Source organism: Mycolicibacterium sp. ND9-15, assembly GCF_035918395.1.
Lineage (GTDB): Bacteria > Actinomycetota > Actinomycetes > Mycobacteriales > Mycobacteriaceae > Mycobacterium.
Map to the genome: position 1 here is coordinate 2,669,873 of NZ_CP142362.1, position 22,184 is coordinate 2,692,056.

The window sequence follows — 22,184 nt, forward strand, 5'->3', positions numbered from 1 at the left end:
CCAGGAATGCTATTTCGGCGCACCAATAATCACGGCATCCCGCCGTCGACACGGATGATCGAACCCGATGTGTAACTCGACGCGTCCGACATCAGATACAGTGCGGCGCCGACGATCTCGGGTGGCTCGCCGAGTCGCTTCAAAGCGAAGTGCTGGGCACCCGCTGTCGTCGCCGGGATGTCCCACGCCTTGCTGATGTCGGTGAGGAAAGGACCGGGCATCAGCGTATTGACCCGCACGGACGGGCCGTAGGCGAGCGCGAGGCCCTCGGTCAACGCGTTGAGCCCCGCCTTGGCCGCCGAATAGGGCAACTGCTCGGGTCGGGGCCGGCGCGAACCGCTCGAGCTCACGTTGATGATCGAGCCGCCACCGTCGGCGACCATGCGCTCACCGACCAACGCGGACAACCGGAACGGGCCCTTCAGGTTCAGGTTGATCACCGAATCGAACAGCTTCTCGGTGACCGAACCCAACGACTCGTACAGCGGCGACATACCCGCGTTGTTGATGAGCACGTCGACCTTGCCGAAGCGCTCGTACGCCGCATCCGCCAACCCGTCCAGCTCGTCCCAGTGACCGACGTGCACCTGGTAGGGCAGCGCCGCGCGTCCGGTCGCGGCGGTGATCTCCTCGGCCGTGGCCGCGCAGGAGCCGTACTTGCGGCTGGCGATCACCACGTCGGCGCCGCACCGGGCGGCGGCAAACGCCATCTCTTTGCCCAGCCCGCGACTGCCGCCGGTGACCAGCACCACCCGGTCGGTGAGGTCGAACAGTTCGGCTACGAAATCGTTGTCGGATCCCACGGCTCTATGGTGGCACGGTGCAGTTGCTCATCATCCGACATGCCTTACCGCTCCGCAGCGAGCCCGGCCAGGGCTCCGATCCCGACCTCTCCGAAGAAGGCATCGAACAGGCCAGACGCCTGCCCGAGGCGCTCGCCCGGTTCCCGGTCTCGCGGTTGGTCAGCAGCCCACAACGGCGCGCGGTGCAGACGGCCGAACCGGTCGCCGAGGCGCTGGGGTTGTCTGTCGACATCGACGAGCGACTGGCCGAGTACGACCGCGACCTCTCGCACTACACCCCAGTCGAGGAGATCTCCGAGGAGGACATGCGGCGGTTGGCCAACGGCGAGCTGCCAACCGGCGTGGACCAGTCGGCGTTCATCGCCCGGGTCAAGGCCGGAGTCGACGACATCGTGCGGGGCGCCGACCGCGAGGACACCGTCGCGCTGTTCAGTCACGGCGGTGTCATCAACGCCCTGGTGCACGACGTCATGGCCACCGAGCGACTGCTGTGCGTGCAAGTGGACTACGCCGGCATCACCCGGCTGCTGTACTCGTCGTCGCGCGAGACCTTCTTCGTGGCGGGCGTCAACGCCACCGAGCACGTATGGGATCTGCTGCCCAGAAACCAGCAGTGGTAGACATTTGCGAATGACCGCCTCTCTGGACGGGCTCGACCTCGACGCCCTGGACCGCCATCTGCGGTCGGAGGGCATCGCGCGCTCGGGTGATCTGCGCGCCGAGTTGATCTCCGGCGGCCGGTCCAACCTGACCTTCCTGGTGTCCGACGACCAGTCGAAGTGGGTGCTGCGCAGGCCGCCGCTGCACGGCCTGACGCCGTCGGCGCACGACATGGCCCGCGAGTACAAGGTGGTCGCCGCGCTGCAGAACACGGCGGTTCCCGTCCCTCGCGCGGTGACCATGCGCAACGACGACTCGGTGCTCGGCGCGCCGTTCCAGATGGTCGAGTATGTGGCGGGCCGGGTCGTGCGCCACGCAGACGAACTCGAAGCGCTCGGCGACGAGTCCGCGATCAGCGACACCGTCGATGCGCTGATCAAGGTGCTGGCCGATCTGCACGCCGTCGACCCGGAGGCGGTCGGCCTCGGCGACTTCGGCAAGCCCGCGGGGTATCTCGAGCGCCAGGTGCGTCGCTGGGGTTCGCAATGGGAGCTCGTGCAGCGCGAGAACGACCCGTTCGACGCGGATGTCCGCCGGTTGCACGCGGCGCTGGGCGATGCCATTCCGGCGCAGGGCCGCAGCTCGATCGTGCACGGAGACTACCGGATCGACAACACGATGCTCGACGTCGAGGATGCCACCAAGGTGCTCGCCGTGCTGGACTGGGAGATGTCCACGCTGGGCGACCCGATCAGCGACGCCGCACTGATGTGCGTCTACCGTCACCCGTTGTTCAACGTGATCCACGCGAGTTCGGCGTGGGCCTCGCCGCGCATGCCGGCGGCCGACGACCTCGCGAACCGGTACTCGCAAGCGGCCGGGCAGACGTTGGATCACTGGGATTTCTACCTTGCGCTGGGCTACTTCAAGGTCGCGATCATCGCCGCGGGCATCGCGTTTCGAGCGCGCATGGGGGGCGGTGTCGCGGCCGACACCGATGAGGTGGACAAGGCCGTCGGTCCGCTGATCGCCGAGGGCCTGAGTGCGCTGAAGAGCTAAGCGTTGCGACCCTTGAAGTTCTTCTTGGCCGCCCGCCGCAGCTGAACGATCCTGGCGGTGCCGACGGCGACGGTCAGCAAGCCACCGCAGACGGCGGCCAACAGAATGGCAACGCCGAGAGGAAGATTCCATTCCCACGGCAGGAAGTGGATGGTCGTCGTGTCGGTGTTCTGCATGATGAACACCAACAGCACGATCAGCACCACGAAACCGGTGATCAGTGCGGACCACAGTGCTGCGGCCCGGGTGAACTTCAGGGCGGACTCGGGTTTGACCAGGTACTCACCCGCGGTGGCGGTCGGATCCGGCGGTGTCCCCCGGCCCGCACCCGTCGCCGGCGAATCGGGTGGTACTGACGGATCGGTGGTCATGGGACCATCTTTGCCCTTTCGCTCGGCGAATGAAACCACCTCTGGATAGTGTCCAACCAACGACGGCGCGAGAGGACTGGGACAGGACCATTCCATCGACCTCATCCCCGAGTACACCGGCAACCTGCTGCAGTACTTCAACGAGGACACCACCGCACCACCCCCGACGCGGTCCTGCTGGCGCTGTTCAAGGCGCTCCCCGGAGATCTGTCGATCCTGTATCCGTCTGCGGCGGAGGACAAGGACACCCTCGCGGTGACCGAGGCGACGGCACAGCGGTGGAACCTCAAGACCATCGGCGACCTGGCCGAGCATTCCGCCGAGGTGAAAGTCGGTGCGCCGTCGGAGTTTCGGACCCGCGTCACTGGGTTGGTGGGGCTCGAGGACTCCTACGGCCTCGACATCGCGCCCGCGAACTTCGTCGCGATCAGCGACGGCGGCGGACCGCGACCGTGCAGGCGCTCACCAGCGGGGCGAGCGGCGCATCCTGCTGCGGGTCCAGACCCCGATCGCGATGCCGTTGATCCTGGGCGGGCTGCGTACCGCCACGCTGCAGGTGGTGGCGACGGCGACCGTGGCCGCCTACGCCAGCCTCGGCGGGCTGGGCCGCTACCTCATCGACGGCATCAAGGTGCGGCAGTTCCATCTCGCGTTGGTCGGCGCTCTGATGGTGACGGCGCTGGCGCTGCTCTTCGAGGGCGCGCTCGCGTTCGCGGTGTGGGCGTCGGTGCCGGGAACCGGACGCCTGCGCAATCGCGGACGCGCCATGCCGCAGCCCTTTCTCGGTGACGAGGTCGTCCTCGAATCCCGAGAGCGCGCAACATCACACCGCGCCCGAAAAACCTCCGTCCACGCACGTTCCGAACGGGGGGATCCTTCGCCTACGGTATAGGGGTGAGTGAAGCAGGCGGCTCCGAGAAAACCTGGCCGGCGATCATGACCTGGCAGGCGCATGACGTCCCGCGGATGGAGCTGGTCCGCGTGCACGTCTCGGGCAAGCGCATCAAGGCCGCCGGCCGGATCGTGGCCGCCGCGACGCCGTCGCATCCGGCGTTCTCCGCCTCCTACGACTTGGTGACCGACGAAACCGGCGCCACCAACCGGCTTTCCATAAGGGTGACTCTCGCCGAGCGCGAGCGTCAGCTGTCGATCGCTCGCGACGAAGAGAACATGTGGCTGGTCCAGCAGCACACCGGGGAATCGTCGCGCGCCGGGTACGACGGTGCACTCGACGTCGACGTGGTCTACAGCCCGTTCTTCAACGCGCTGCCGATCCGGCGCACCGGGCTCTATCAGCGTTCGGACTCGATCAGTTGTCCGGTCGCGTACGTGCGGCTGCCCGACCTGTCCGTCGAGTCGGCGGTGATCAGCTACAGCAGCGCCGAGGACGGCATCAAGCTGCACTCACCCGTCGCCGAGACGACGATCAGCGTCGACTCGGACGGCTTCATCCTCGACTACCCAGGACTGGCAGCGCGGATCTGATCACCCCGCCGGCGCGGCCCGCGGCGGCCAGTTCGTCGCGCCACCGGTCTTCGCCGATGACGACCGTGACGACCTCCGGCCTGCCGAAGTTGTCGTAGCGGATCCTCGCGGCGTGCCCGGCTTCGACAAGATCCGTGAGCGGTTTGTGCTCGGCCAGCGCGTCGCGCGCATGGCTGAGCAGCTCCAGCATGCGCTCCAGCACGGACACCAGTTGGTCGGCGTTGGCTTCGCACATCGCCCGCACCGAAGCGGGCGCGCTCGCGGCCACCCGGGTGCCGTCTCGGAACGAGCCCGCCGCGAGAGCGAACGCCAGCGGCACCTCACCCGCGGTGACGGCCAACGCCTCGGCGAGCAGGTGCGGCAGATGGGAGATCGTTGCGGCGGCCGTATCGTGCTCGTCGGAGCGGGCGGGGACGACGACCGCTCCGCAGTCCAGCGCGAGGTTCATCACCAGCGTCCAAACCTCGGGATCGACGTGTTCGTCGACGCTGATCACCCACGGTGCACCGACGAACAGCCGCGCGTCGCCCGCCGTCCAGCCGGAGTGTGCCGTGCCTGCCATCGGGTGGCCGCCGACGAAGCGATCCAGCAGTCCGAACGCCTGAACTTCCTGCAGTACAGCGGTTTTGACGCTGGTCACGTCGGTCAGCGGGCAGTTCGGCGCGGTTTCGCGGATACGGCCTAGCATCTGGCCCAGTGCGGGCACCGGTACCGCCAGCACGATCAGCGCGTTGCCGGCCGCCGCCCGAGTGAGCGCCGCATCGAGGTCTTCGGTCGCGTCGAAGCCGTCGGCGGTCGCCGCCTGGACGGCTTCCAACGACCGGTTGTAACCGAACACCTCACGTCCGGCGGCCACCGCCGCGCGCATCACCGATCCACCGATCAGCCCGAGGCCGACCACGCAAACCGGGGTGTTCGTCACCCTCCAAGGTTGGCATATCGTCGGGATAGCGGGCCATCGACCGACGTCAGGCTTGGCGTCGATTCCTGGTCAAGGGCTGGAAAAGGGCATGGAAAAGGACATGGTCGGGGACTACCGTAGGCCGACATGGGAGCACAGCGTGCACCGGCGCGGCAGCAGTCCGTTGACACTCCCGACAGCTTCGGCGTGGCTGTCGTCCGGGAGGACGGCAAGTGGCGCTGCGCACCCCTGCGCCGCGCGGCGGTGAGCAGCCTGGCCGCCGCCGAGACCGAGCTGCGTGAGATTCGCAGTGCCGGAGCCGTGTTCGGGCTGCTCGACATCGAGGATGACTTCTTCGTGATCGTGCGTCCGGCACCCTCGGGCACGCGGTTGTTGCTCTCGGACGCCACCGCCGCGCTGGAGTACGACATCGCCGCGGAGGCGCTGGAGAAGCTGGACGCCGAAATCGAGCTCGAGGAACTCGAGGATGCCGAACCGTTCGAGGAGGGCGACCTGGGCCTGCTGTCCGACATCGGCCTGCACGAGGATGTGCTTCGTGTCATCCTCGCTGACCCCGATCTCTACGCCGACGAGCAACTGAACAGCATCGCGCGCGAGATGGGGTTCGCCGACGAGTTGTCGGCGGTGCTGGAGCGCTTGGGTCGGTGAACCGACAGTTGAGCCTGGGCAGGTGATCGACGAGGCGCTGATCCGCGCCGCCCTGGAGGCCGCCGGCGCCGCCGACCCCCGTGACGTCCCGGTCGGCGCGGTCGTCGTCTCCGCCGACGGCACCGAACTGGCCCGCGCCGCCAACGCACGCGAAGCGCTCGGCGACCCCACCGCGCACGCGGAGATCCTCGCGATCCGGGCCGCCGCCCGCGTGCTCGGGGACGGTTGGCGGCTGGAGGGCACCACGCTGGCCGTCACCGTCGAACCCTGCACGATGTGCGCGGGCGCGACAGTGATGGCGCGGATGGCTCGGGTGGTGTTCGGCGCGTGGGAGCCCAAGACCGGAGCCGTCGGGTCGCTGTGGGATGTGGTGCGGGACCGGCGGTTGACGCACCGGCCAGAGGTACGCGGCGGGGTCTTGGCGGACGAGTGCGCGGCTTTGCTGGAGGCGTTCTTCGCGCGGCAGCGGTGAGACGTCGCCGACGCGCGATGTCTGCGGGAGGGTCGTACTCAGGCGGATTTCACAGCCCTCGCGCAGAACTCGCGACTGGAACTCGTCCGCCCGGCAGCGATTGGAGTAGACGGGCGGGTGCCCGGTAAGCTGCCACACGGTGGCGTGTCCGAGCGGCCTAAGGAGCACGCCTCGAAAGCGTGTGACGGGTAACCCCCGTCCGAGGGTTCAAATCCCTCCGCCACCGCCAAATGAGTTCAGGCATTATTGTCAACTTCGTCACTGAAGCAGAGGTCGAGGCGACCGCGGTGACCAACGCGAGAGAATTGGTTGCATATGCGCGCGCTTCCTGACCAGGGCCCGTCCGCCTCGGCCGGCGGTGGCGCTGCGCTGCGGCCATTCTCGGTGCTGCTGGTCGAGGACGACCGCGGCGACGCGATGCTGGTCGAGGAGTTGATCGCCGATGCCGAGGCCGAAATCGATGTCGTATGGGCGCCGTCCATGGAGGACGGCGAACGGCATCTGGACACCTCGCGACCGGATTGCGTGCTGCTCGACCTGAACCTGCCTGACGCCGACGGCATGAAGGCCCTCGACCGGATCGCCAGGCGTGACGTCACCATGCCGATCGTCGTGCTGACCGGGCTCAACGACGCGCATTTCGGCATCTCCGCCGTCGCCGCCGGCGCCCAGGACTACCTCGTCAAGGGCCGCGTCGAACCGGAGACGCTGCACCGCGCGCTGCTCTATGCGGTGGAACGCAAACGCGCCGAGCTGACCTCGGTGGAGTTGCACGCCAGCGAACTGCGCGCCATGGAGAACTCTCGTCTCGAGCGCGGTTTGCTGCCCTCCCCGCTGCTTCTGGACCGGCCGGGTGTCGACATCGTCGCCGAGTACCGGCCGAGCAGACAGCATGCGCTGCTCGGCGGTGACTTCTACGACTTCGTGCAGACGCCCGACCGCACGGTGCACATCATGGTCGGTGACGTGGCCGGGCACGGCCCCGACGAGGCCGCGATCGGGGTGGCGCTGAGGATCGGTTGGCGCGCGCTGACCTTCGCGGGGTTGCGTGGCAACGAACGCATGCGCCAACTAGAACGGATCCTGAGCACCGAACGGCCGGGGTCGAGCATCTTCGCGACGGTGATCAGTGTCGCGATGTCCACCGACAGCCTCAGCTTCAACGTCGTGTCCGCCGGCCATCCCGGGATGCTGCTGCACGGGCCCGATACCGTGGAGTGGCTGGAGCCGAAGGTCGGTCCCGCGCTCGGCCTGTCCGGCCACGAGTGGCCGCTGAACATCTTCGACCTGCCGCCCGGATGCGGCCTGGTCCTGCTGACCGACGGGCTGTTCGAGGGCCGCTCGGGTCACGGCACCGAACGCCTCGGCGAGAAGGGCCTGCTCGAGGTCGCCAAAGGCTATGCGCATCTACCCGGCCGCGAGTTCGTCAGGGCGCTGATCGACGACGTCGAGCGCCGCGCGCAGTCGGTGGGCGGCATCAGCGACGACATCGCGGTCGTGCGGGTGGAGCGGACAGTCACCGGATGAGAGCGCGCTTCACCGTCCAGGGTTGGCAGAACCTGGTGTTGTCGTTGATGGGCGTCGTGATACTCATCGGTGCGATCACCACCGCGCTGCTGTTGAACCGGACCGACGACGTCTCGCGCGAGCTCAACCTCGGTATCCAGCCCGCCCGCGTCGCGGCATACCAGTTGCAGGCGGCGCTTCGGGATCAGGAGACGGCCATCCGGGGCTACGCGATCGCCGCCGACGACCAGTTCCTCGCGCTGTACTTCGCCGGCCTTCGGGCCGAGAGCGCCGCCGCGGAGGAGATCCGCGAGGGCGTCGGCCACCGCCGGGAGCTGATCGACGACCTGGACGCAATCGAACAGACAGCTACCGCGTGGCGCACCACCTACGCGGATCCGCTGATCGCCTCGGTGACGCCGGGTACGCCGAAGGGCCTCGACGCCGCGGCGGCCGAACGCGGAAAAGCCGGATTCGACGCCCTGCGCGTGTTGTTCGACAACCAGAACCGCGGCTTGACGCAGGCGCGCCAGGACGCCGTCGACGAACTCGCTTCCGTGCAGAAATGGCGGGATACGCTGCTGATCGCGATCGTCTCGACGCTCCTGCTCGCCGGGATCCTGTTGGCGGTGCTGGTGCGCAAGGCCGTCACACGCCCGCTGGAGACGCTCGCTGCGTCGTGCCGCAGGATCACCGAGGGCAGCTTCGACGAGAGGATCGCGGTGCGCGGTCCCCGCGACATCCAGTCCATCGCCGCGGACGTCGAGGACATGCGGCAGCGGATCGTCGACGAGCTGGAGGCGTCGCGAACGGCTCGGGAACAACTCGGCGAGCAGGCGCTCGAACTGCAGCGGTCGAACGCCGAACTCGAGCAGTTCGCCTACGTCGCCTCGCACGACCTGCAGGAGCCGCTGCGCAAGGTGGCATCGTTCTGCCAGCTGCTCGAGAAGCGCTATGGCGACAAGCTCGACGAACGCGGTGCCGAGTACATCGGGTTCGCCGTCGACGGCGCCAAGCGTATGCAGGTGCTGATCAACGACCTGCTCACCTTCTCCCGCGTCGGCAGGCTCGGGTCAACCGATGTCGATGTGGACCTCGACGCAGTGCTGTCCGACGCGATCGACAACGTGGCCACCTCGATCGAGGAGTCCGGTGCCGAGGTGGTCCGAACCGGCGCCCCGCTACCCACCATTAAAGGTGACCCGACGCTGCTGACGATGCTGTGGCAGAACCTGATCGCGAACGCGGTGAAGTTCCGGCGGCGAGACGTTCCGCCGCGGATCGTCATCGACTGTGCGGTGGGCGAAGGTACGCGCGTCGGCTCGTGGGTGTTCACGGTCACCGACAACGGCATCGGCATTCCCGAGGAGTTCGCGGAGAAGGTGTTCGTGATCTTTCAGCGGCTGCACGGACGAGATGTCTACACCGGCACCGGAATCGGCCTGGCACTGTGCAAGAAGATCGTCGAACACCACGGCGGAACCATCTGGATCGACACCGGTCACAGCGACGGCACCAGGTTCCGCTTCACCATCCCCTGCGTTGTCGACGAGCCCGTCGCAGCCATTATGGAAGGATCAACCGCATGACATCGGACGGCCGCGCGATCGACGTACTGCTCATCGAGGATGATCCCGGTGACGAACTGATCACTCGAGAAGCATTCGAGCACAACAAGATCAAGAACTCCCTGCATGTTGCGCGCGACGGGGAGGAGGGACTGGACTTCCTCTACCGCCGAGGCAAGTTCGCCGACGCGCCGCGGCCTGATCTGATCCTGCTGGACCTCAACCTGCCCAAGTACGACGGCAGGCAGTTGCTGGAGAAGATCAAGTCCGATGCCGACCTGAGCCACATCCCGGTAGTGGTGCTCACCACGTCGTCGGCGGAGGAGGACATCCTGCGCAGCTACAAGCTGCACGCCAACGCGTACGTCACCAAGCCCGTAGACCTCGATCAGTTCATGAACGCGGTTCGGCAGATCGACGAGTTCTTCGTTCAGGTGGTTCGGCTGCCCAACTCCTGACCACCGCCGGCGGCCGTCACGTCGAAGTCGATCCGCACGGTGGTGCCCAAAGCCGAGCTCAAGACCTGCACACCGTCGCCCACCGCACGGATGATCGGCAGCCCGCGGCCGCGGGTCGTCGGCCCTGTGCTCGGTGGTCGCCACTCACCGCGATCGGAGACGCAGACCACGATTCGCTCGTGCTCGGCGGTCGCCTCGACCACCATCCCGTCTTCGTCGCTGCCGCGATAGGCATGTTCCACGCAGTTGGTCGCGGCCTCGTTGACCGCCAGCACGATGTCGGCGCTCACCACCTCGGGCACCCCGATCGGTTCCATCCAGTCGAGAAGCCGGCGACGAATCTGTGCGAGTCGATCCGCGGTTGCCGACACCTCGATCCGAAGCGGGTCGGCCGGCCGCAGACACACATCGATCACCACGTCGTGGTTGTACCCCGCTTGCCCCGATTCCTCACGTATGCCACGCCTACGCCGTCGATCTCGAATCGGTAGCGAGCCGCGAATCACATACCGATGGCCGCAGCACGAGGGCCGTCCCCCGAGCGGCCTCAGCCGTAGAACATGACCCGGTAGTCGGGCGTCCATGCGCCCTCGAGGCAGCTGAGCGGAACGCCGTCGGGCGACTGCGCCACCCCGGTCGCGTCACCACACGGCAGTCGGTTGGTGCGAATGCCGATCAGCGGTGGCGACGTGATCCATGTGCTGCGCGAGTTGCACGCCAGCGTGTTGCCCGACGCGTCGATCCCGAAGTTGTAGCGGGTGTTCTGCGTGCAGTGCGTGCCCTCCACCGCGCTCCGGTCGACGTACGGCACACAATCCGCGCCGTCACAGTAGCCGGGAGACGCCGACGCCGTCGCAGCGGTCACCATCGGTGCGGCGACGAACCCGAGCGCGAGCGCAGCTGCAGCCATGAGCCTCATAAGTGGTTAGCCTATGTGCCCGCATCAACGGCGGGCGCGGAATAGGCTCTAAACCATGAAGCCGGTGATCGCTGCGCTGGCCGCCGCCGCTGCGGGCGCGGTCACACTGTTCTCCGCCCCCTCGGCCCATGCCGACGTGGTTGCCTACCTGGTCAACGTGCACGTGCGACCGGGCTACAACTTCCCCAACGCCGACGCCGCGATCGGTTACGGCAGGACCGTTTGCGACCGGGTGGCGGCCAGGATGGGCTACGGCCAGCTCGTCGACCAGGTGACCGCCGACTTCCACACCGCCGACAAGTACCAGGGCATGTACCTGATCAACCAGGCGGTCAACGAGCTGTGCCCGGCGCAGATCTGGCAGTTGCGCCAGTCGGCGGCCGGCTACCGGGGATGACAAGCGGCGGCGCCCCTGTCGGGACGCCGCCTTCCATCGCGCTCGATGACCTGACTACGGGCAGGTGACCTCGATCTCGAAAGGCTTGTTGACCGGCTGCAGCGGGTTGGCCATGTCGACGCCCGTCGCGGTGCCGGTGATCTTGTAGGTCTTGTCGTCCTTCTCGGCTTTGGCGTCGCCCTGGCCGGTACCGCTCTGGAAGCCGAGCGTCACGCCGTTGACATTGCCCAGCCCGACGGACTGCACGGTGGGCTCGTCGCCGGAGCTGACCACGGCGCCGATGCCGGTGGTGGCGTCACCGATCGCGATGTTCGTGTTCCCGCCCATGTCGCTGCACACGACGGTGCCGTGGACGGCTTGATCCTGCCCGTCGATCGTGACGGTGGTCTTACCCTCCGCCGCGGCGGCAGTCGACGTCTCACCCGAAGTTTCGGACTTCTTGTCACCCGAGGAGCAGCCGGACATACCGGCGACGACAATCGCCGCGCCGCCGATGGCAATCAGGAAACCACGCTTCACCCTGTTCTCCTTTTGTGTGTGTGACCCGTCAAGATCGGATCATCTAGAGCAGTATGGTTCGCGGAAAATCTGCCAACAGCGGTTTCGAGGAAAATTGATCATTGCAGCGAGATGGCTGGTCAGCAGGAAACCCTGATGGCGAACTTGCCGGGAACGCGGAAGCTCGGCTTGTCGGTGTTGAAGCCGTCGGCGGTACCCGAGATGTCGTAGGTCCTGCCCGTCATAGCGACTTCAGCCGCCCCTGCCTCCTCGGTTACCCCGGCGGTGTAACTACCGGTGAAGCCGCCGACGTCGTTGATTCTGACCGACTCCACCATCAGTTCGTCCTTGTTCGACACCATCGCCGTGACCCCTGAGGTCTGATTGCCGGTGGTGATCGTAGTCAGCCACTCCGTCGTATTGCACTGGACCACCTTGGTGGTGCCGGCGTCGTTTCCGTTGACGGTCACCTGCGCCGTGCCCGCCACCATCTCGCCGGCGGGCGCTTCGTAGTCCGGAGGGCTGGAGCATCCGGCCAGCGCCGACACAGTCGCGATGGCGCAGCAGGTGAGGATCGACCGATTTCGCACAGTGCAGAATCTACGGCGTGGCCGTGCCGAAATCTCCCACTCCGAAAGAGTCGTCGGCACCGTATTTCAGTGTGACGGCCGAACTGCCCGGCCGGCTTGGCCGTACCGGCGTCATCCGCACCCCGCACGGCGACATCCATACCCCGGCGTTCATTCCCGTCGGCACCCAGGCCACCGTGAAGGCGGCACTGCCGGAAATGATGAAAGAGCTTGGCGCACAGGCTCTTCTGGCCAACGCCTATCATCTGTATCTGCAGCCCGGCGCGGACATCGTCGACGAGGCCGGGGGCTTGGGCGCGTTCATGAACTGGCCCGGTCCGACGTTCACCGACAGCGGCGGTTTCCAGGTGCTGTCGCTGGGAGCGGGCTTCCGCAAGGTGCTTGCGATGGATACCGAGCGGGTCCGGGCCGACGACATCATCGCCGAGGGCAAGGAGCGACTGGCCAATGTCGACGACGACGGGGTGACGTTCCGGTCACACCTGGACGGGTCGGTGCACCGTTTCACCCCCGAGGTGTCGATCCGCATCCAGCATCAGCTGGGCGCCGACATCATCTTCGCGTTCGACGAGCTGACCACCCTCGTAAACACCCGCGGATATCAGGAGCAGTCCGTTCAGCGGACCCATGACTGGGCCGTGCGCTGCCTGGCCGAGCATCGGCGACTGCAGGCCGCCCGGTCGGATAAGCCGACGCAAGCGCTGCTCGGGATCGTGCAGGGCGCGCAGTACGAGGATCTGCGCAGGCAGGCCGCGCGCGGCCTGGTGTCGATCGGCGAGGAAACCGGGCCCGCCGAGGGCCTGAGCTTCGACGGTTACGGGATCGGCGGCGCGTTGGAGAAACAGAACCTGGCGACCATCGTCGGGTGGGTGTGCAGCGAGCTGCCCGCCGACAAACCGCGGCATATGCTGGGCATCAGCGAACCCGACGATCTGTTCGATGCGATCGCGGCAGGCGCCGACACGTTCGATTGTGTGTCCCCGTCGCGCGTTGCGCGCAACGCCGCGGTTTACACCAGCACCGGTCGCTTCAACATCACCAACGCGCGGTTCCGCCGCGACTTCACGCCGATCGACGAGGACTGCGACTGCTATACCTGCGCGCACTACACCCGGGCCTATCTGCACCACCTGTTCAAGGCCAAGGAGATCCTCTCGGCGACGCTGGGCACCATCCACAACGAGCGGTTCGTGGTGCGGCTCGTCGACCGGATCCGCGCCGCCATCGGTGCGGGGGAATTCGACGAGTTGCGTGCCGACGTCCTCGGCCGGTACTACACCCAATAGCACCAGGGCGAGTGACCGTGTCTGTCCCACGACACGCCGCAAATGCGTGTACAAAGCCGGTCCCTCGCGCAGGATGAGCGCCATGCCGACCGAGCTGACCGCGGAGCAGGCGGCCGCGCTGCTCGGGACCGACGACACGTTGGGCATCCCGCTCGGCCCCGGCCAGCCGCCGGCGGTCCTGCGGGCACTCGGGCAGCGCGAGGACTGGACCGATCTGCGTGTCTACGGCGCGCTGCTCGCCGTCGGCACCGAACTGTTCGCGCGGCCCGGTGTGCATTACCTGTCGGGTTTCTACGGTCCGCTCGAGCGGGCGCTGCGCGACGCGGGTGCCGACGTCGAGTTCGCACCGGCGGACTTCCGCCGATTCGGACCGTTGCTCGAGCAGCAGGCACCTCGGGTGATGACGACGGTCGCGACACCGCCCGACACCGACGGCTGGTGCTCGCTGTCCTTGCACGCCGGCGGAACGGTGAGCGAATTGCGCCGCGCCGGAACGGATCCCGATCGGCTGCTGATCGTCGAGGCCTCGACCGCCTATCCGCGGACGTTCGGGCTCGGCAAAGAGCATCGGCACGCGTTGCACGTCGACGAGATCGACGTCCTCGTGTCCTCGACCGAGGCGCCGCTCGCACTCCCGGGTGGCGCTGCAGCGCCCACCGAAGTCGACAAGGCGATCGCACGCCACGCCGTCACGTTCGTCGCCTCCGGCGCGACGCTGCAGACCGGCATCGGTTCGATCCCAAGCCAGGTCGCCGCCCTGCTGGCCGAGGGCGACGGCGGCGAATACGGTCTGCACAGCGAGATGTTCACCGACGGTTGCATGCAACTGCATCGCGCGGGCAAGGTCACCAACACCGAAAAGGGCATCTACGACGGTGTGAGCGTGACGACGTTCGCGTTCGGCTCGTCGGAACTGTACGCATGGCTCGACGGCAACCGCGACGTCGCGTTCCTGCCCGTCGAGATCGTCAACGCCCCAGGGGTGATCGGCGCCAACAACGAGATGGTGTCGATCAACGGTGCGCTCGCGATCGACATCCAGGGCCAGGTCGTCGCGGACACGATCGGCGGCAACCAGTTCAGCGGGATCGGCGGCGCCGAGGATTTCGTCGCCGGTGCCGGCCTCGAGTTGTCGGACCGCTCGCTGATCTGTCTGCCCTCGACGTTCGAGGAGGGCGACGCGGTGCGGTCGCGGATCGTGCCGTGGTTCGGACCGGGCGCGGTGATCACGACCCCTCGGCACCACGTTGACGTGATCGTCACCGAGTACGGTGCCGCGGAGTTGGAGGGCAAGACGGTACGCGAACGCGGTGAGGCGCTTGCCGCTATCGCGCATCCGCAGTTCCGCGACGATTTGTTGGCAGCGGCCGAACGCGCGGCGAAGGGCCACTCCCCGGTCCCCTAGACCCAGATCCCGCGAGCGACCGCGTCTGTCCGGCGACACACCGCGCCACCCCGTACAAACGCGGTCGCTCGCGGAACTAGCCGGGACGATAAATCCAGGGTCCGCGCGGCAACCGTTCCGGGTCGAACTCGGCCAGCATGCCCTCGACGTCGCCGGCCCGCCAGCCCAACGACTCGCTGATCTCGGCCAGCGCCCGGCGCACGCCGATCTCGGCGAGCGTCACGGCGCCGTCGCGTTTGGCCAACCGGGCCCCGTCCTCGTTGAGGACCAGCGCGACGTGGGCGTAGACCGGTTCCGGATGACCCAGCATCCGGGCCAGGTAGGCCTGCCGAGGCGACGACGGCAGCAGGTCGTCACCCCGCACCACCTGGTCGACGCCCTGCGCGGCGTCGTCGACGACGACCGCCAGGTTGTAGGCGGGGACCCCGTCGCCGCGACGCACCACGAAATCGTCGACGATACCGGTGTAGCTGCCGTGCAACACGTCGCGGACGGTGTGCGTGATCGCGTCGGTGCGCAGTCGCAACGCCGGCGGCCGCCCTGTCTCGGCCCGCCGCATCGCCCGTTCGGCGTCTGTGAGGTCGCGGCAGGTGCCGGGGTAGGCGCCCTGAGGTGCGTGCGGGGCTCGCGGCGCTTGGGCGATATCTTTACGGCTGCAATAACATTCGTAGAGCAATCCGCGATCGCCCAGCTCCGTGATCGCGGTGGAGTAGCGGTCGGGTTGTTCGGACTGCCACTCCACGAGGTCCCACGTCAACCCGATCGCCGCCAGGTCGGCCAGTTGTCGCCGTCCGATATCGGCGAAAGTGCGGTCGTCGAGGTCGTCGACACGGATCAGGAACCGCCGGCCCGTGGAGCGAGCGAACAGCCAGGCGAGCACCGCGGTGCGCAGGTTGCCGATGTGCAGGTCGGCCGACGGGCTCGGGGCGAACCTGCCGGCGTTCATCACCGAAATCTAGCCGCACGCGGTGAGCGGCCAAGAACGGTCAGCTCAGCGCAGCCTGGTTCAGGGCACCCGCGACGCGCGCTGGTACGTTCGCCCTGCACCGAGAAACACGGACCCTATGCCGGCGCTCAGCGTGCTAGGCGCCGCGGGGCCGTGCCCGACGGCCGCGAGGAGGCACCCGCGTGGACCCCGAAGGTCCCACCAGCCCACAGTGCGGATCTGAGCAGGAAGCGCCGCCCGGTGACGTGAAGAAGGCCATCGCGGCGTCGGCCGTCGGCAACTTCACCGAATGGTTCGACTATGGCCTCTACGCCTACGGCGTCTCGTACATCGCCGCAGCCATCTTCCCGGGCGACGGCGCCACGGCGACGTTGCTGGCGTTGATGACGTTCGCGGTCTCCTTCCTCGTCCGGCCGCTCGGTGGGTTCGTCTGGGGCCCACTGGGTGACCGACTCGGTCGCCGGCGGGTCCTGGCGATCACGATCCTGGTGATGGCCGGTGCCACGCTGGGCGTCGGACTCGTCCCGAGCTACGCCACGGTCGGGCTCTGGGCTCCCGCACTGATGGTGGTGCTGCGGATGATCCAGGGCTTTTCCACCGGCGGAGAGTACGGCGGGGCCGCCACGTTCATGGCGGAGTACGCGCCGACGCGTCGTCGTGGTGTGCTGGGCAGCTTCCTCGAGTTCGGCACGCTGGCCGGGTTCTCGGCGGGCGCGCTGATGATGCTGGGGTTCTCGCTGGTCCTTTCCGACGACCAGATGGGCGGTTGGGGCTGGCGGCTACCGTTCCTGGTCGCCGCTCCGCTCGGCCTGATCGGGCTGTACCTGCGCACGCGGCTGGACGAGACCCCGGTGTTCAGGGAGCTGGAGGAAGCGGGCGAGCAGGAGGGCAACGTCGGCGCCGCGTTCAAGGATCTCCTCGTCCAGTACCAAGGTCCGATTCTGAGACTGGGCGGCCTCGTGGTCGCACTGAACGTCGTGAACTACACGCTGCTCACCTACATGCCTACCTACCTCGAGCAATCGATCGGCCTGTCCACCGACATGTCGCTCGTGGTGCCCATCATCGGCATGCTCTCGATGATGGTGTTCCTGCCGTTCGCCGGCCTCGCGTCGGACCGGATCGGGCGCAAGCCGATCTGGTGGATCTCGCTGATCGGGCTGTTCGCCGCGGGCATTCCGATGTTCATGCTGATGTCTACCGGCGTGATCGGCGCGGTCATCGGCTTCGCCGTGCTGGGATTGCTCTACGTTCCGCAGCTGGCGACGATTTCCGCCACCTTCCCGGCGATGTTTCCGACGCAGGTGCGCTACGCCGGTTTCGCTATCGCCTACAACGTGTCGACGGCGATATTCGGGGGCACTGCACCCGCGGTCAACGACTGGCTGGTCAACGCGACCGGTGACAACCTCGTGCCGGCCTACTACATGATGGCGGCGTGTGTCATCGGTGCGATCGCACTGGTCAAAGTGCCTGAGACCGCGCGGTTTCCGATCAACGGCACGGAGATCCCGGGCACGCCCGAAGCGCCGCCGCAGTTGGATTACGAACTCGAGGGAACGCGCGGCTGACTACACCGGCTGCAGGCTGATCGGCTGTTCGGTCTCGCCGGGATTGGGGTCGTTGCAGGTTCCCGGTTTCCAGGTGTAGCGGAGGCTGCCCACCAAGCTGGCCGGATCGAATGAATATGTCAGATCGGCCGGGCCGGTGCTGCCGTCGGCGCATCGACGCCCGTTGAAGACGTCGTGACGCTCGACGGTCCAGGGGCCGCCCGCCTGCTTGCCGATCTGGGCGATCATTCCGGTCGAACTCGAAACCGTCCCTCCGCAAAGGCCTTCCGGGTTGCACTGCGTGGTGATCACCCAGGTGTTCGTGGTCGCGCCGTCGACGAGCCGGTAGTCGCCTTCGAGTCGCTGCTCTGCCCAGGCGGGGCTGGCCGAACCGATGGCGACGCCGGTGATGACGGCCGCCGCCGTCGCACGTGTGAGCACCATTGGGGGAGCATCACATGCCGGGCGCGCGCAGATCGTCGACTTGCCGAAACTTCTTCGATCAACCAAGACCGGGAACGATGTCGCCCAGCTGGAAGGTGACGGGCTGCTCGAGTTGTTCAAAGGTGCACGAACGGGGGTTGCGGTCGGGGCGCCAGCGGTTGAACTGTGCGGTGTGGCGAAACCGGTCGCCTTCCATGTGGTCGTAACGGACCTCGACCACCCGCTCGGGTCGCAGCGGCACGAAGGACAGGTCCTTGCCCGCGTTCCAGCGGGATCCCTCGTTGCGCCGCGGGGTTCGCTCGCCGGCCATGTGTGCCGCCCAGTTCCACGGGTGCTCGTCGAATGTGGTTACCAGCGGCTGCAATTCGGTGAACAGCTCGCGGCGCCGGGCCATCGGGAAGGCGCCGATGACCCCGACGGATGCGAGTGTGCCGTCATCCTTGTACAACCCGAGCAGCAGCGAACCGATCGCATCCCTGCTGGATTTGTGCACTCGGTAGCCGGCGACTACGCAGTCCGCGGTGCGCTCGTGCTTGATCTTGAACATCACGCGCTTGTCCGGCTGATAGGTGACGTTCAGCGGCTTGGCAATGATGCCGTCGAGGCCCGCACCCTCGAACTCGCCGAACCAGCGGTGTGCGGTGGTCAGATCGGTCGTCGCCGGCGTGACATGGATTCTCGGGCCGGCGTCGACGAGTGCGTCGACAAGCGCGGCGCGGCGCTCAATGAACGGCCTTGACCTGTAATCGATGTCGGCCAACGCGAGCAGGTCGAACGCGATGAACGATGCGGGTGTCTTGTCGGACAGCATCCGCACCCGCGAGTCGGCCGGATGGATGCGTTGCTGGAGCGCCTCGAAGTCCAGTCCGCGAGCGGACGCCACGACGATTTCGCCGTCGATGACGCACCGATCGGGTAGCTCGGTTCTGGCGGCATCGACCAACTCGGGAAAGTAGCGGGTCATCGGGCGCTCGTTGCGGCTGCCGAACTCCACCTCGTCGCCGTCGCGGAAGCAGATCGACCGGAAGCCATCCCACTTCGGCTCATATAACGCGTCAGGAGGTATGGACTTCACCGACTTGGCGAGCATCGGCGACACCGGCGGCATCACGGGCAGGCGCATCCGGCGATGCTAGTACGACCCGGCCATGACATGCCCGGCGTCGGAGGTCCGAAGATCGTCGCATGCAGGCAGTGCTCGAAAGCGAAGGTGCGCCTCGTGGTGCGGATCCTTACCTCGATCCCTCAACGCGCTTCTCGCCTGACCCGAACGTAGCGCTATGGGCGACTTCTCGTGTGCGGCGAAACATGCTGTGAGAAGGACTCATCCGATGCGCTATGGCGTGCGCTTGAGACAGAAGTCACGTCTTGTGTCGGCGCGTTTCCTGTCCCTGCGTCCCGCTGCGCTGACGGGGTGCGGCAGGCCACGGTGATCGCGATCACCAGCAGCACCGGGATCGCTCCCGGGACGAGCACGTCGCCGAGCGAGAGCGGGCCTTGCGGGTGGTCTTCGGTCATCACCGCGCCGATGGTGGTCATGAGTGCAAAAGACCCCAACACAGTTCCCACCAGCAGCGCGGCTCGCGCCTTCATTGGGCCACCTCGACAGTCGGCTTGGCTGCGTGGTGACCGTCTGGTCAAGCCGCCTGGGTTGGTCAGCCAGTTGGCGTCCGCGTAGAGCAGGCGGGCCGTGATGAGCATCGCGGTCACCATTGCGGCGGTGAAGAGCCAGGCGCTGAGTGCGAGTTGGACCCCGCCGCTCAGCGTATGACCACTTGTGCATCCACCGGCCATCCTGGCACCGAAGAGCACCAGAAACGACCCGCCGAACGCGCCGATTGCGCGTTTGACCGAACTGGGGCCGAACCGGTTGCGCCACGAGGGTGGTACAACGGCGCGGAAGGCGGTGAAGCGACGGCTGATGAACAGCGCCGAGACCAGTGCGCCGAAGAGGACGCCGACGTTGGTGAACGGCTCCCAGCCGATGGTTTTGAACACCTCTTCGCTGTAGGTGTAATCGGGCCACAACAGCTTCCCGACCAGCCATGAGTAAGTCGTCGACTGGCCGAAGATCTGATGAAGGAAGATTGCGAGGACCACGACGACAGCTACGGCGAGCCCGACAGCGCTGATGGTGCGAGCGTAGAAGTTCGGGGCCGGCACGTCGCGGGAGGTCAGTCGCTGATACCAGCCAGGGGTGCGCGCGCCGGTCGGATCAACCGCACCTTCAGCGAGATATTCCGCGGTGTCGTGCATGAACACCCGGTCGTGCTCGTCGACGGCGCAGGTCCCCAGGTGTCGAATACAACTGTGCTGGCCCCCTTTGTACCGGGGAAGGAAGTAGAGAAGGGTCAAAGCCACCGCCGCGTAGCCGACGGCCGCAGCGAACGTGGCAAGCGGATGGATGTGGGCGATGTTGCCGGTGACCACCAAGTCTCCGTAGTTCGCCGTAGTCACGAGCCACTGCCCGGCAGGTGTTTGGTAGAGGACGGTCCACGTTGCGGCGCCGAGAAACCCGCCGGGAATTGCGTAGAGGGCGTCACGACGGCCCTCGCCGAGGGCGATCCACTCCGTTCCCGGGAGGTAGCCGCTGATGGCCAGGCCCACCCCGAACAGAACTCCGCCAAGGGCTACCCCGTAGATGTAGAGCGGCTTGGGCGAGAAGTGCATCGAGAACCCCAGCGCATACATTCCGTAAAGGAGGACCGCGCCGATCGCCGTGACAAACGCGAAACATCCGATGAGTAGCCGGTCGATGAGCCTGGCCGCTCGTATGAGGGTCTCGGGGTTCCCGATTCCCCACAACGCGGCGGGCACGCCGAATGCGGCTCCGATGAGAAGCCCCACCCACAGCGGTGCGGTCACGGTAATCATGTCGTGATCCGTTCGGGGCATACCCCGTTGAGCTGGGTGGCGAGCAGGGCTATCCGCCAGCCTGAGCGGCTTCCCTCAATAGGCATCTGGGACCTTCACACCGGTGTACGGATGTACGTACATTTGATGGTAGGCAGGAACTCATGGCGGTGCCACCCCGAATCGCTGCCGAAAACAGAGATGCTTGGTAACGCATTAGCGCGACGGAGAATGGAAAGTTCAATGCGAGCGGCGACGAGGAGGCACTGATGGTCGACGTCGGTGACCTGGCGTCGCGGATCGACCGCAGCAGCGCGCTGCCGTTGTGGGCGCAGGTGCACGCCGACCTGCTGGCCCGCATTCAGTCCGGTGAGTTCACCTCCGGTTTTCCTGGCGAGCATGCCCTGACCAGTGGCTACGGCGTGAGCCGCCACACGGTGCGCGAGGCACTGCGACACTTGCGCCACGCCGGGGTGTTGATCGCCGAGCGGGGACGAGCCTCCCGGCTCGCCGATGGGCCGGTGATCCGACAGCCGCTCGGTGCGCTGTACAGCCTCTTCGCCGCGGTTGAGGCCGTCGGTCTGCCCCAGCGCAGTGTCGTGCGCGTGCTCGACGTCCGCCGCGATCCCAGCGTGGCCCAGACGTTGGACCTGCCGCCCGAGGCGCCGCTGGTGTATCTCGAGCGGTTGCGAATGGCCGGCGACCATCCCCTCGCGCTGGACTTCGCCTGGCTACCCGCCGAGATCGCCGAACCGCTGCTGGAGGCCGATTTCACCCACACGGCGCTCTACATCGAACTCGAGAAACGTTGCGGGGTGCGGCTGACCGGTGGCCGAGAGGACATCACCGCGGTCATTCCCGCGCCGGCCGAGGCCGAGGTGCTCGCGCTCGACGAGCGCTGCGCCGCCTTGGCGATCCGCCGCCTCGGTTGTGTGGACCAGCGTCCAATGGAATTGCGGCACACGTTGATTCGTGGTGACCATTTCACGGTCAGCGCCCGCTTCTCGCCAACTGAGGGCTATCGGTTTCTCGCCGCAGACGCCCTGTCGCTGAGTCGCTGAAGAAACGGCGAGCCGGCGGGGCGCAACGGGTTGCCGAACCGACGGTTATTGAATAGATCTGTCGAGTGGTCCAGTACGTGACTCAACGGGCCTACGGTCAAGCTACGTGCGTGGTAGCTGAAGTGTGCAGCGTCATTCACCCCGACCGACAGGACCAAGCCGTGGGGCGAGTTGAAGCCGCTGCGGGAAGGCGATGAGATGCGCGAAGGCGACCCTAGCCGGTGGAATTCGGCCGCCGGCAAGCGGTGGATCCCCATCCGGCGGGAGAAGGTGTGCGCGGTGGCCTTCGACCAGCTCGAGGTACCGCTGAACTACGACCTCTACGACGTCCTGGAGTCTTGAG

At 66.9% G+C, this 22,184-nt stretch carries 24 protein-coding genes, 1 tRNA gene and 3 pseudogenes; 17 read left to right on the forward strand and 11 right to left on the reverse strand.

The annotated features are described in order from the left end of the window. Positions 1 to 29: 29 nt before the first annotated feature. On the reverse strand, positions 30 to 803 hold the full coding sequence (locus tag QGN32_RS13005) for an SDR family NAD(P)-dependent oxidoreductase (protein WP_326544811.1): 774 nt from the start codon (positions 801 to 803) through the stop codon (positions 30 to 32). Between the two features lie 17 nt (positions 804 to 820). Between QGN32_RS13005 and QGN32_RS13010 the strand changes: the two genes are divergently transcribed. Further along, the gene (locus tag QGN32_RS13010) at positions 821 to 1,423 is read left to right on the forward strand and encodes a histidine phosphatase family protein (protein ID WP_326544812.1); all 603 of its coding nucleotides are present in this window, start codon (positions 821 to 823) and stop codon (positions 1,421 to 1,423) included. Positions 1,424 to 1,433: 10 nt separating this feature from the next. Further along, entirely contained in the window at positions 1,434 to 2,462 is a 1,029-nt protein-coding gene (locus tag QGN32_RS13015; RefSeq protein ID WP_326544813.1) for a phosphotransferase family protein, read from the forward strand. On the opposite strand, the gene QGN32_RS13020 is transcribed toward QGN32_RS13015, so the two are convergent. After that, positions 2,459 to 2,833, reverse strand: coding sequence for a LapA family protein (locus tag QGN32_RS13020; protein WP_326544814.1), 375 nt, complete (start codon positions 2,831 to 2,833; stop codon positions 2,459 to 2,461). The two genes, QGN32_RS13015 and QGN32_RS13020, sit on opposite strands and share 4 nt — an antisense overlap. An 82-nt stretch (positions 2,834 to 2,915) precedes the next feature. On the opposite strand from QGN32_RS13020, the pseudogene QGN32_RS13025 reads away from it, so the two are divergent. The 3 genes and pseudogenes from QGN32_RS13025 to QGN32_RS13035 all read left to right on the forward strand — a co-directional run. Next, positions 2,916 to 3,321 (forward strand): annotated as a pseudogene (locus QGN32_RS13025) (glycine betaine ABC transporter substrate-binding protein); the annotation flags it as partial. Beyond that, positions 3,282 to 3,725 (forward strand): annotated as a pseudogene (locus tag QGN32_RS13030) (ABC transporter permease family protein); the annotation flags it as partial. The pseudogenes QGN32_RS13025 and QGN32_RS13030, both read left to right, overlap by 40 nt. A gap of 44 nt (positions 3,726 to 3,769) precedes the next feature. Next, positions 3,770 to 4,318 (forward strand): putative glycolipid-binding domain-containing protein, encoded by a 549-nt coding sequence (locus tag QGN32_RS13035; RefSeq protein ID WP_326549050.1) that lies wholly within the window; start codon positions 3,770 to 3,772, stop codon positions 4,316 to 4,318. Here the strand turns inward: QGN32_RS13035 and QGN32_RS13040 are convergent. Then, positions 4,281 to 5,186, reverse strand: coding sequence for a prephenate dehydrogenase (locus QGN32_RS13040; RefSeq protein ID WP_326549051.1), 906 nt, complete (start codon positions 5,184 to 5,186; stop codon positions 4,281 to 4,283). The two genes, QGN32_RS13035 and QGN32_RS13040, sit on opposite strands and share 38 nt — an antisense overlap. 180 nt (positions 5,187 to 5,366) lie before the next feature. On the opposite strand from QGN32_RS13040, the gene QGN32_RS13045 reads away from it, so the two are divergent. The 6 genes from QGN32_RS13045 (at position 5,367) to QGN32_RS13070 (ending at position 9,892) form a co-directional block, all read left to right on the forward strand. Then, on the forward strand, positions 5,367 to 5,888 hold the full coding sequence (locus QGN32_RS13045) for a tRNA adenosine deaminase-associated protein (protein WP_326544815.1): 522 nt from the start codon (positions 5,367 to 5,369) through the stop codon (positions 5,886 to 5,888). A gap of 22 nt (positions 5,889 to 5,910) precedes the next feature. Further along, a complete protein-coding gene (locus QGN32_RS13050; RefSeq protein WP_326544816.1) occupies positions 5,911 to 6,360 on the forward strand; it encodes a nucleoside deaminase in 450 nt (149 codons plus the stop codon). 138 nt (positions 6,361 to 6,498) lie between these two features. Continuing rightward, positions 6,499 to 6,589 (forward strand) — tRNA-Ser (locus QGN32_RS13055). Positions 6,590 to 6,744: 155 nt separating this feature from the next. Further along, complete coding sequence (locus QGN32_RS13060) at positions 6,745 to 7,887, forward strand: PP2C family protein-serine/threonine phosphatase (RefSeq protein WP_326549052.1); 1,143 nt, start codon at positions 6,745 to 6,747, stop codon at positions 7,885 to 7,887. Next, the gene (locus tag QGN32_RS13065) at positions 7,884 to 9,455 is read left to right on the forward strand and encodes a sensor histidine kinase (protein WP_326544817.1); all 1,572 of its coding nucleotides are present in this window, start codon (positions 7,884 to 7,886) and stop codon (positions 9,453 to 9,455) included. The genes QGN32_RS13060 and QGN32_RS13065 overlap by 4 nt, the downstream gene beginning before the upstream one ends. Beyond that, on the forward strand, positions 9,452 to 9,892 hold the full coding sequence (locus tag QGN32_RS13070; protein ID WP_326544818.1) for a response regulator: 441 nt from the start codon (positions 9,452 to 9,454) through the stop codon (positions 9,890 to 9,892). The genes QGN32_RS13065 and QGN32_RS13070 overlap by 4 nt, the downstream gene beginning before the upstream one ends. Here QGN32_RS13070 and QGN32_RS13075 read toward each other — a convergent pair. Further along, positions 9,865 to 10,311, reverse strand: coding sequence for an ATP-binding protein (locus QGN32_RS13075; protein WP_326544819.1), 447 nt, complete (start codon positions 10,309 to 10,311; stop codon positions 9,865 to 9,867). The two genes, QGN32_RS13070 and QGN32_RS13075, sit on opposite strands and share 28 nt — an antisense overlap. A 128-nt stretch (positions 10,312 to 10,439) precedes the next feature. Further along, positions 10,440 to 10,811 (reverse strand): hypothetical protein, encoded by a 372-nt coding sequence (locus tag QGN32_RS13080; protein WP_326544820.1) that lies wholly within the window; start codon positions 10,809 to 10,811, stop codon positions 10,440 to 10,442. Between the two features lie 55 nt (positions 10,812 to 10,866). Here QGN32_RS13080 and QGN32_RS13085 point away from each other — a divergent pair, with 55 nt between their 5' ends. Then, complete coding sequence (locus QGN32_RS13085) at positions 10,867 to 11,208, forward strand: DUF732 domain-containing protein (protein ID WP_326544821.1); 342 nt, start codon at positions 10,867 to 10,869, stop codon at positions 11,206 to 11,208. 54 nt (positions 11,209 to 11,262) lie between these two features. Here the strand turns inward: QGN32_RS13085 and QGN32_RS13090 are convergent, their stop codons facing one another. Then, positions 11,263 to 11,727, reverse strand: coding sequence for a lipoprotein LpqH (locus QGN32_RS13090; RefSeq protein WP_326544822.1), 465 nt, complete (start codon positions 11,725 to 11,727; stop codon positions 11,263 to 11,265). 119 nt (positions 11,728 to 11,846) lie between these two features. Further along, on the reverse strand, positions 11,847 to 12,296 hold the full coding sequence (locus QGN32_RS13095) for a lipoprotein LpqH (protein WP_326544823.1): 450 nt from the start codon (positions 12,294 to 12,296) through the stop codon (positions 11,847 to 11,849). A gap of 17 nt (positions 12,297 to 12,313) precedes the next feature. Here QGN32_RS13095 and tgt point away from each other — a divergent pair, with 17 nt between their 5' ends. Further along, complete coding sequence (gene tgt / locus QGN32_RS13100) at positions 12,314 to 13,582, forward strand: tRNA guanosine(34) transglycosylase Tgt (protein ID WP_326544824.1); 1,269 nt, start codon at positions 12,314 to 12,316, stop codon at positions 13,580 to 13,582. 82 nt (positions 13,583 to 13,664) lie between these two features. Continuing rightward, positions 13,665 to 14,987, forward strand: coding sequence for an acetyl-CoA hydrolase/transferase family protein (locus QGN32_RS13105; protein ID WP_326544825.1), 1,323 nt, complete (start codon positions 13,665 to 13,667; stop codon positions 14,985 to 14,987). 76 nt (positions 14,988 to 15,063) lie between these two features. On the opposite strand, the gene gluQRS is transcribed toward QGN32_RS13105, so the two are convergent. Next, positions 15,064 to 15,933: a tRNA glutamyl-Q(34) synthetase GluQRS gene (gene gluQRS, locus QGN32_RS13110; RefSeq protein ID WP_326544826.1), complete on the reverse strand. Its 870-nt coding sequence runs from the start codon at positions 15,931 to 15,933 to the stop codon at positions 15,064 to 15,066. A gap of 182 nt (positions 15,934 to 16,115) precedes the next feature. On the opposite strand from gluQRS, the gene QGN32_RS13115 reads away from it, so the two are divergent. Continuing rightward, positions 16,116 to 17,504: an MFS transporter gene (locus tag QGN32_RS13115; protein ID WP_442791694.1), complete on the forward strand. Its 1,389-nt coding sequence runs from the start codon at positions 16,116 to 16,118 to the stop codon at positions 17,502 to 17,504. On the opposite strand, the gene QGN32_RS13120 is transcribed toward QGN32_RS13115, so the two are convergent. From QGN32_RS13120 to QGN32_RS13130, 3 genes are all read right to left on the reverse strand, one after another. Then, entirely contained in the window at positions 17,505 to 17,927 is a 423-nt protein-coding gene (locus QGN32_RS13120; RefSeq protein WP_326544827.1) for a hypothetical protein, read from the reverse strand. 58 nt (positions 17,928 to 17,985) lie between these two features. Next, a complete protein-coding gene (locus tag QGN32_RS13125) occupies positions 17,986 to 19,050 on the reverse strand; it encodes an ATP-dependent DNA ligase (RefSeq protein ID WP_326544828.1) in 1,065 nt (354 codons plus the stop codon). 155 nt (positions 19,051 to 19,205) lie between these two features. Continuing rightward, positions 19,206 to 20,801, reverse strand: a complete 1,596-nt coding sequence (locus QGN32_RS13130; protein ID WP_326544829.1) for a YeeE/YedE thiosulfate transporter family protein — start codon at positions 20,799 to 20,801, stop codon at positions 19,206 to 19,208. Positions 20,802 to 21,049: 248 nt separating this feature from the next. Here QGN32_RS13130 and QGN32_RS13135 point away from each other — a divergent pair, with 248 nt between their 5' ends. Both QGN32_RS13135 and QGN32_RS13140 read left to right on the forward strand, forming a co-directional pair. Then, complete coding sequence (locus QGN32_RS13135) at positions 21,050 to 21,841, forward strand: GntR family transcriptional regulator (protein ID WP_326544830.1); 792 nt, start codon at positions 21,050 to 21,052, stop codon at positions 21,839 to 21,841. Between the two features lie 126 nt (positions 21,842 to 21,967). Next, positions 21,968 to 22,183 (forward strand): annotated as a pseudogene (locus tag QGN32_RS13140) (ATP-dependent DNA ligase); the annotation flags it as partial. Position 22,184 lies beyond the last annotated feature (1 nt).

Excerpts from the sequence above, each read along its gene's own strand:
- QGN32_RS13015 (WP_326544813.1), top strand. The coding sequence starts at position 1,434 with ATGACCGCCTCTCTGGACGGGCTCGACCTCGACGCCCTGGACCGCCAT.
- QGN32_RS13020 (WP_326544814.1), bottom strand. The coding sequence starts at position 2,833 with ATGACCACCGATCCGTCAGTACCACCCGATTCGCCGGCGACGGGTGCG.
- QGN32_RS13035 (WP_326549050.1), top strand. The coding sequence starts at position 3,770 with ATGACCTGGCAGGCGCATGACGTCCCGCGGATGGAGCTGGTCCGCGTG.
- QGN32_RS13040 (WP_326549051.1), bottom strand. The coding sequence starts at position 5,186 with ATGCGCGCGGCGGTGGCCGCCGGACGTGAGGTGTTCGGTTACAACCGG.
- QGN32_RS13045 (WP_326544815.1), top strand. The coding sequence starts at position 5,367 with ATGGGAGCACAGCGTGCACCGGCGCGGCAGCAGTCCGTTGACACTCCC.
- QGN32_RS13065 (WP_326544817.1), top strand. The coding sequence starts at position 7,884 with ATGAGAGCGCGCTTCACCGTCCAGGGTTGGCAGAACCTGGTGTTGTCG.
- QGN32_RS13070 (WP_326544818.1), top strand. The coding sequence starts at position 9,452 with ATGACATCGGACGGCCGCGCGATCGACGTACTGCTCATCGAGGATGAT.
- QGN32_RS13080 (WP_326544820.1), bottom strand. The coding sequence starts at position 10,811 with ATGAGGCTCATGGCTGCAGCTGCGCTCGCGCTCGGGTTCGTCGCCGCA.
- QGN32_RS13085 (WP_326544821.1), top strand. The coding sequence starts at position 10,867 with ATGAAGCCGGTGATCGCTGCGCTGGCCGCCGCCGCTGCGGGCGCGGTC.
- QGN32_RS13105 (WP_326544825.1), top strand. The coding sequence starts at position 13,665 with ATGCCGACCGAGCTGACCGCGGAGCAGGCGGCCGCGCTGCTCGGGACC.
- gluQRS (WP_326544826.1), bottom strand. The coding sequence starts at position 15,933 with ATGAACGCCGGCAGGTTCGCCCCGAGCCCGTCGGCCGACCTGCACATC.
- QGN32_RS13120 (WP_326544827.1), bottom strand. The coding sequence starts at position 17,927 with ATGGTGCTCACACGTGCGACGGCGGCGGCCGTCATCACCGGCGTCGCC.
- QGN32_RS13125 (WP_326544828.1), bottom strand. The coding sequence starts at position 19,050 with ATGCGCCTGCCCGTGATGCCGCCGGTGTCGCCGATGCTCGCCAAGTCG.
- QGN32_RS13130 (WP_326544829.1), bottom strand. The coding sequence starts at position 20,801 with ATGATTACCGTGACCGCACCGCTGTGGGTGGGGCTTCTCATCGGAGCC.
- QGN32_RS13135 (WP_326544830.1), top strand. The coding sequence starts at position 21,050 with ATGGTCGACGTCGGTGACCTGGCGTCGCGGATCGACCGCAGCAGCGCG.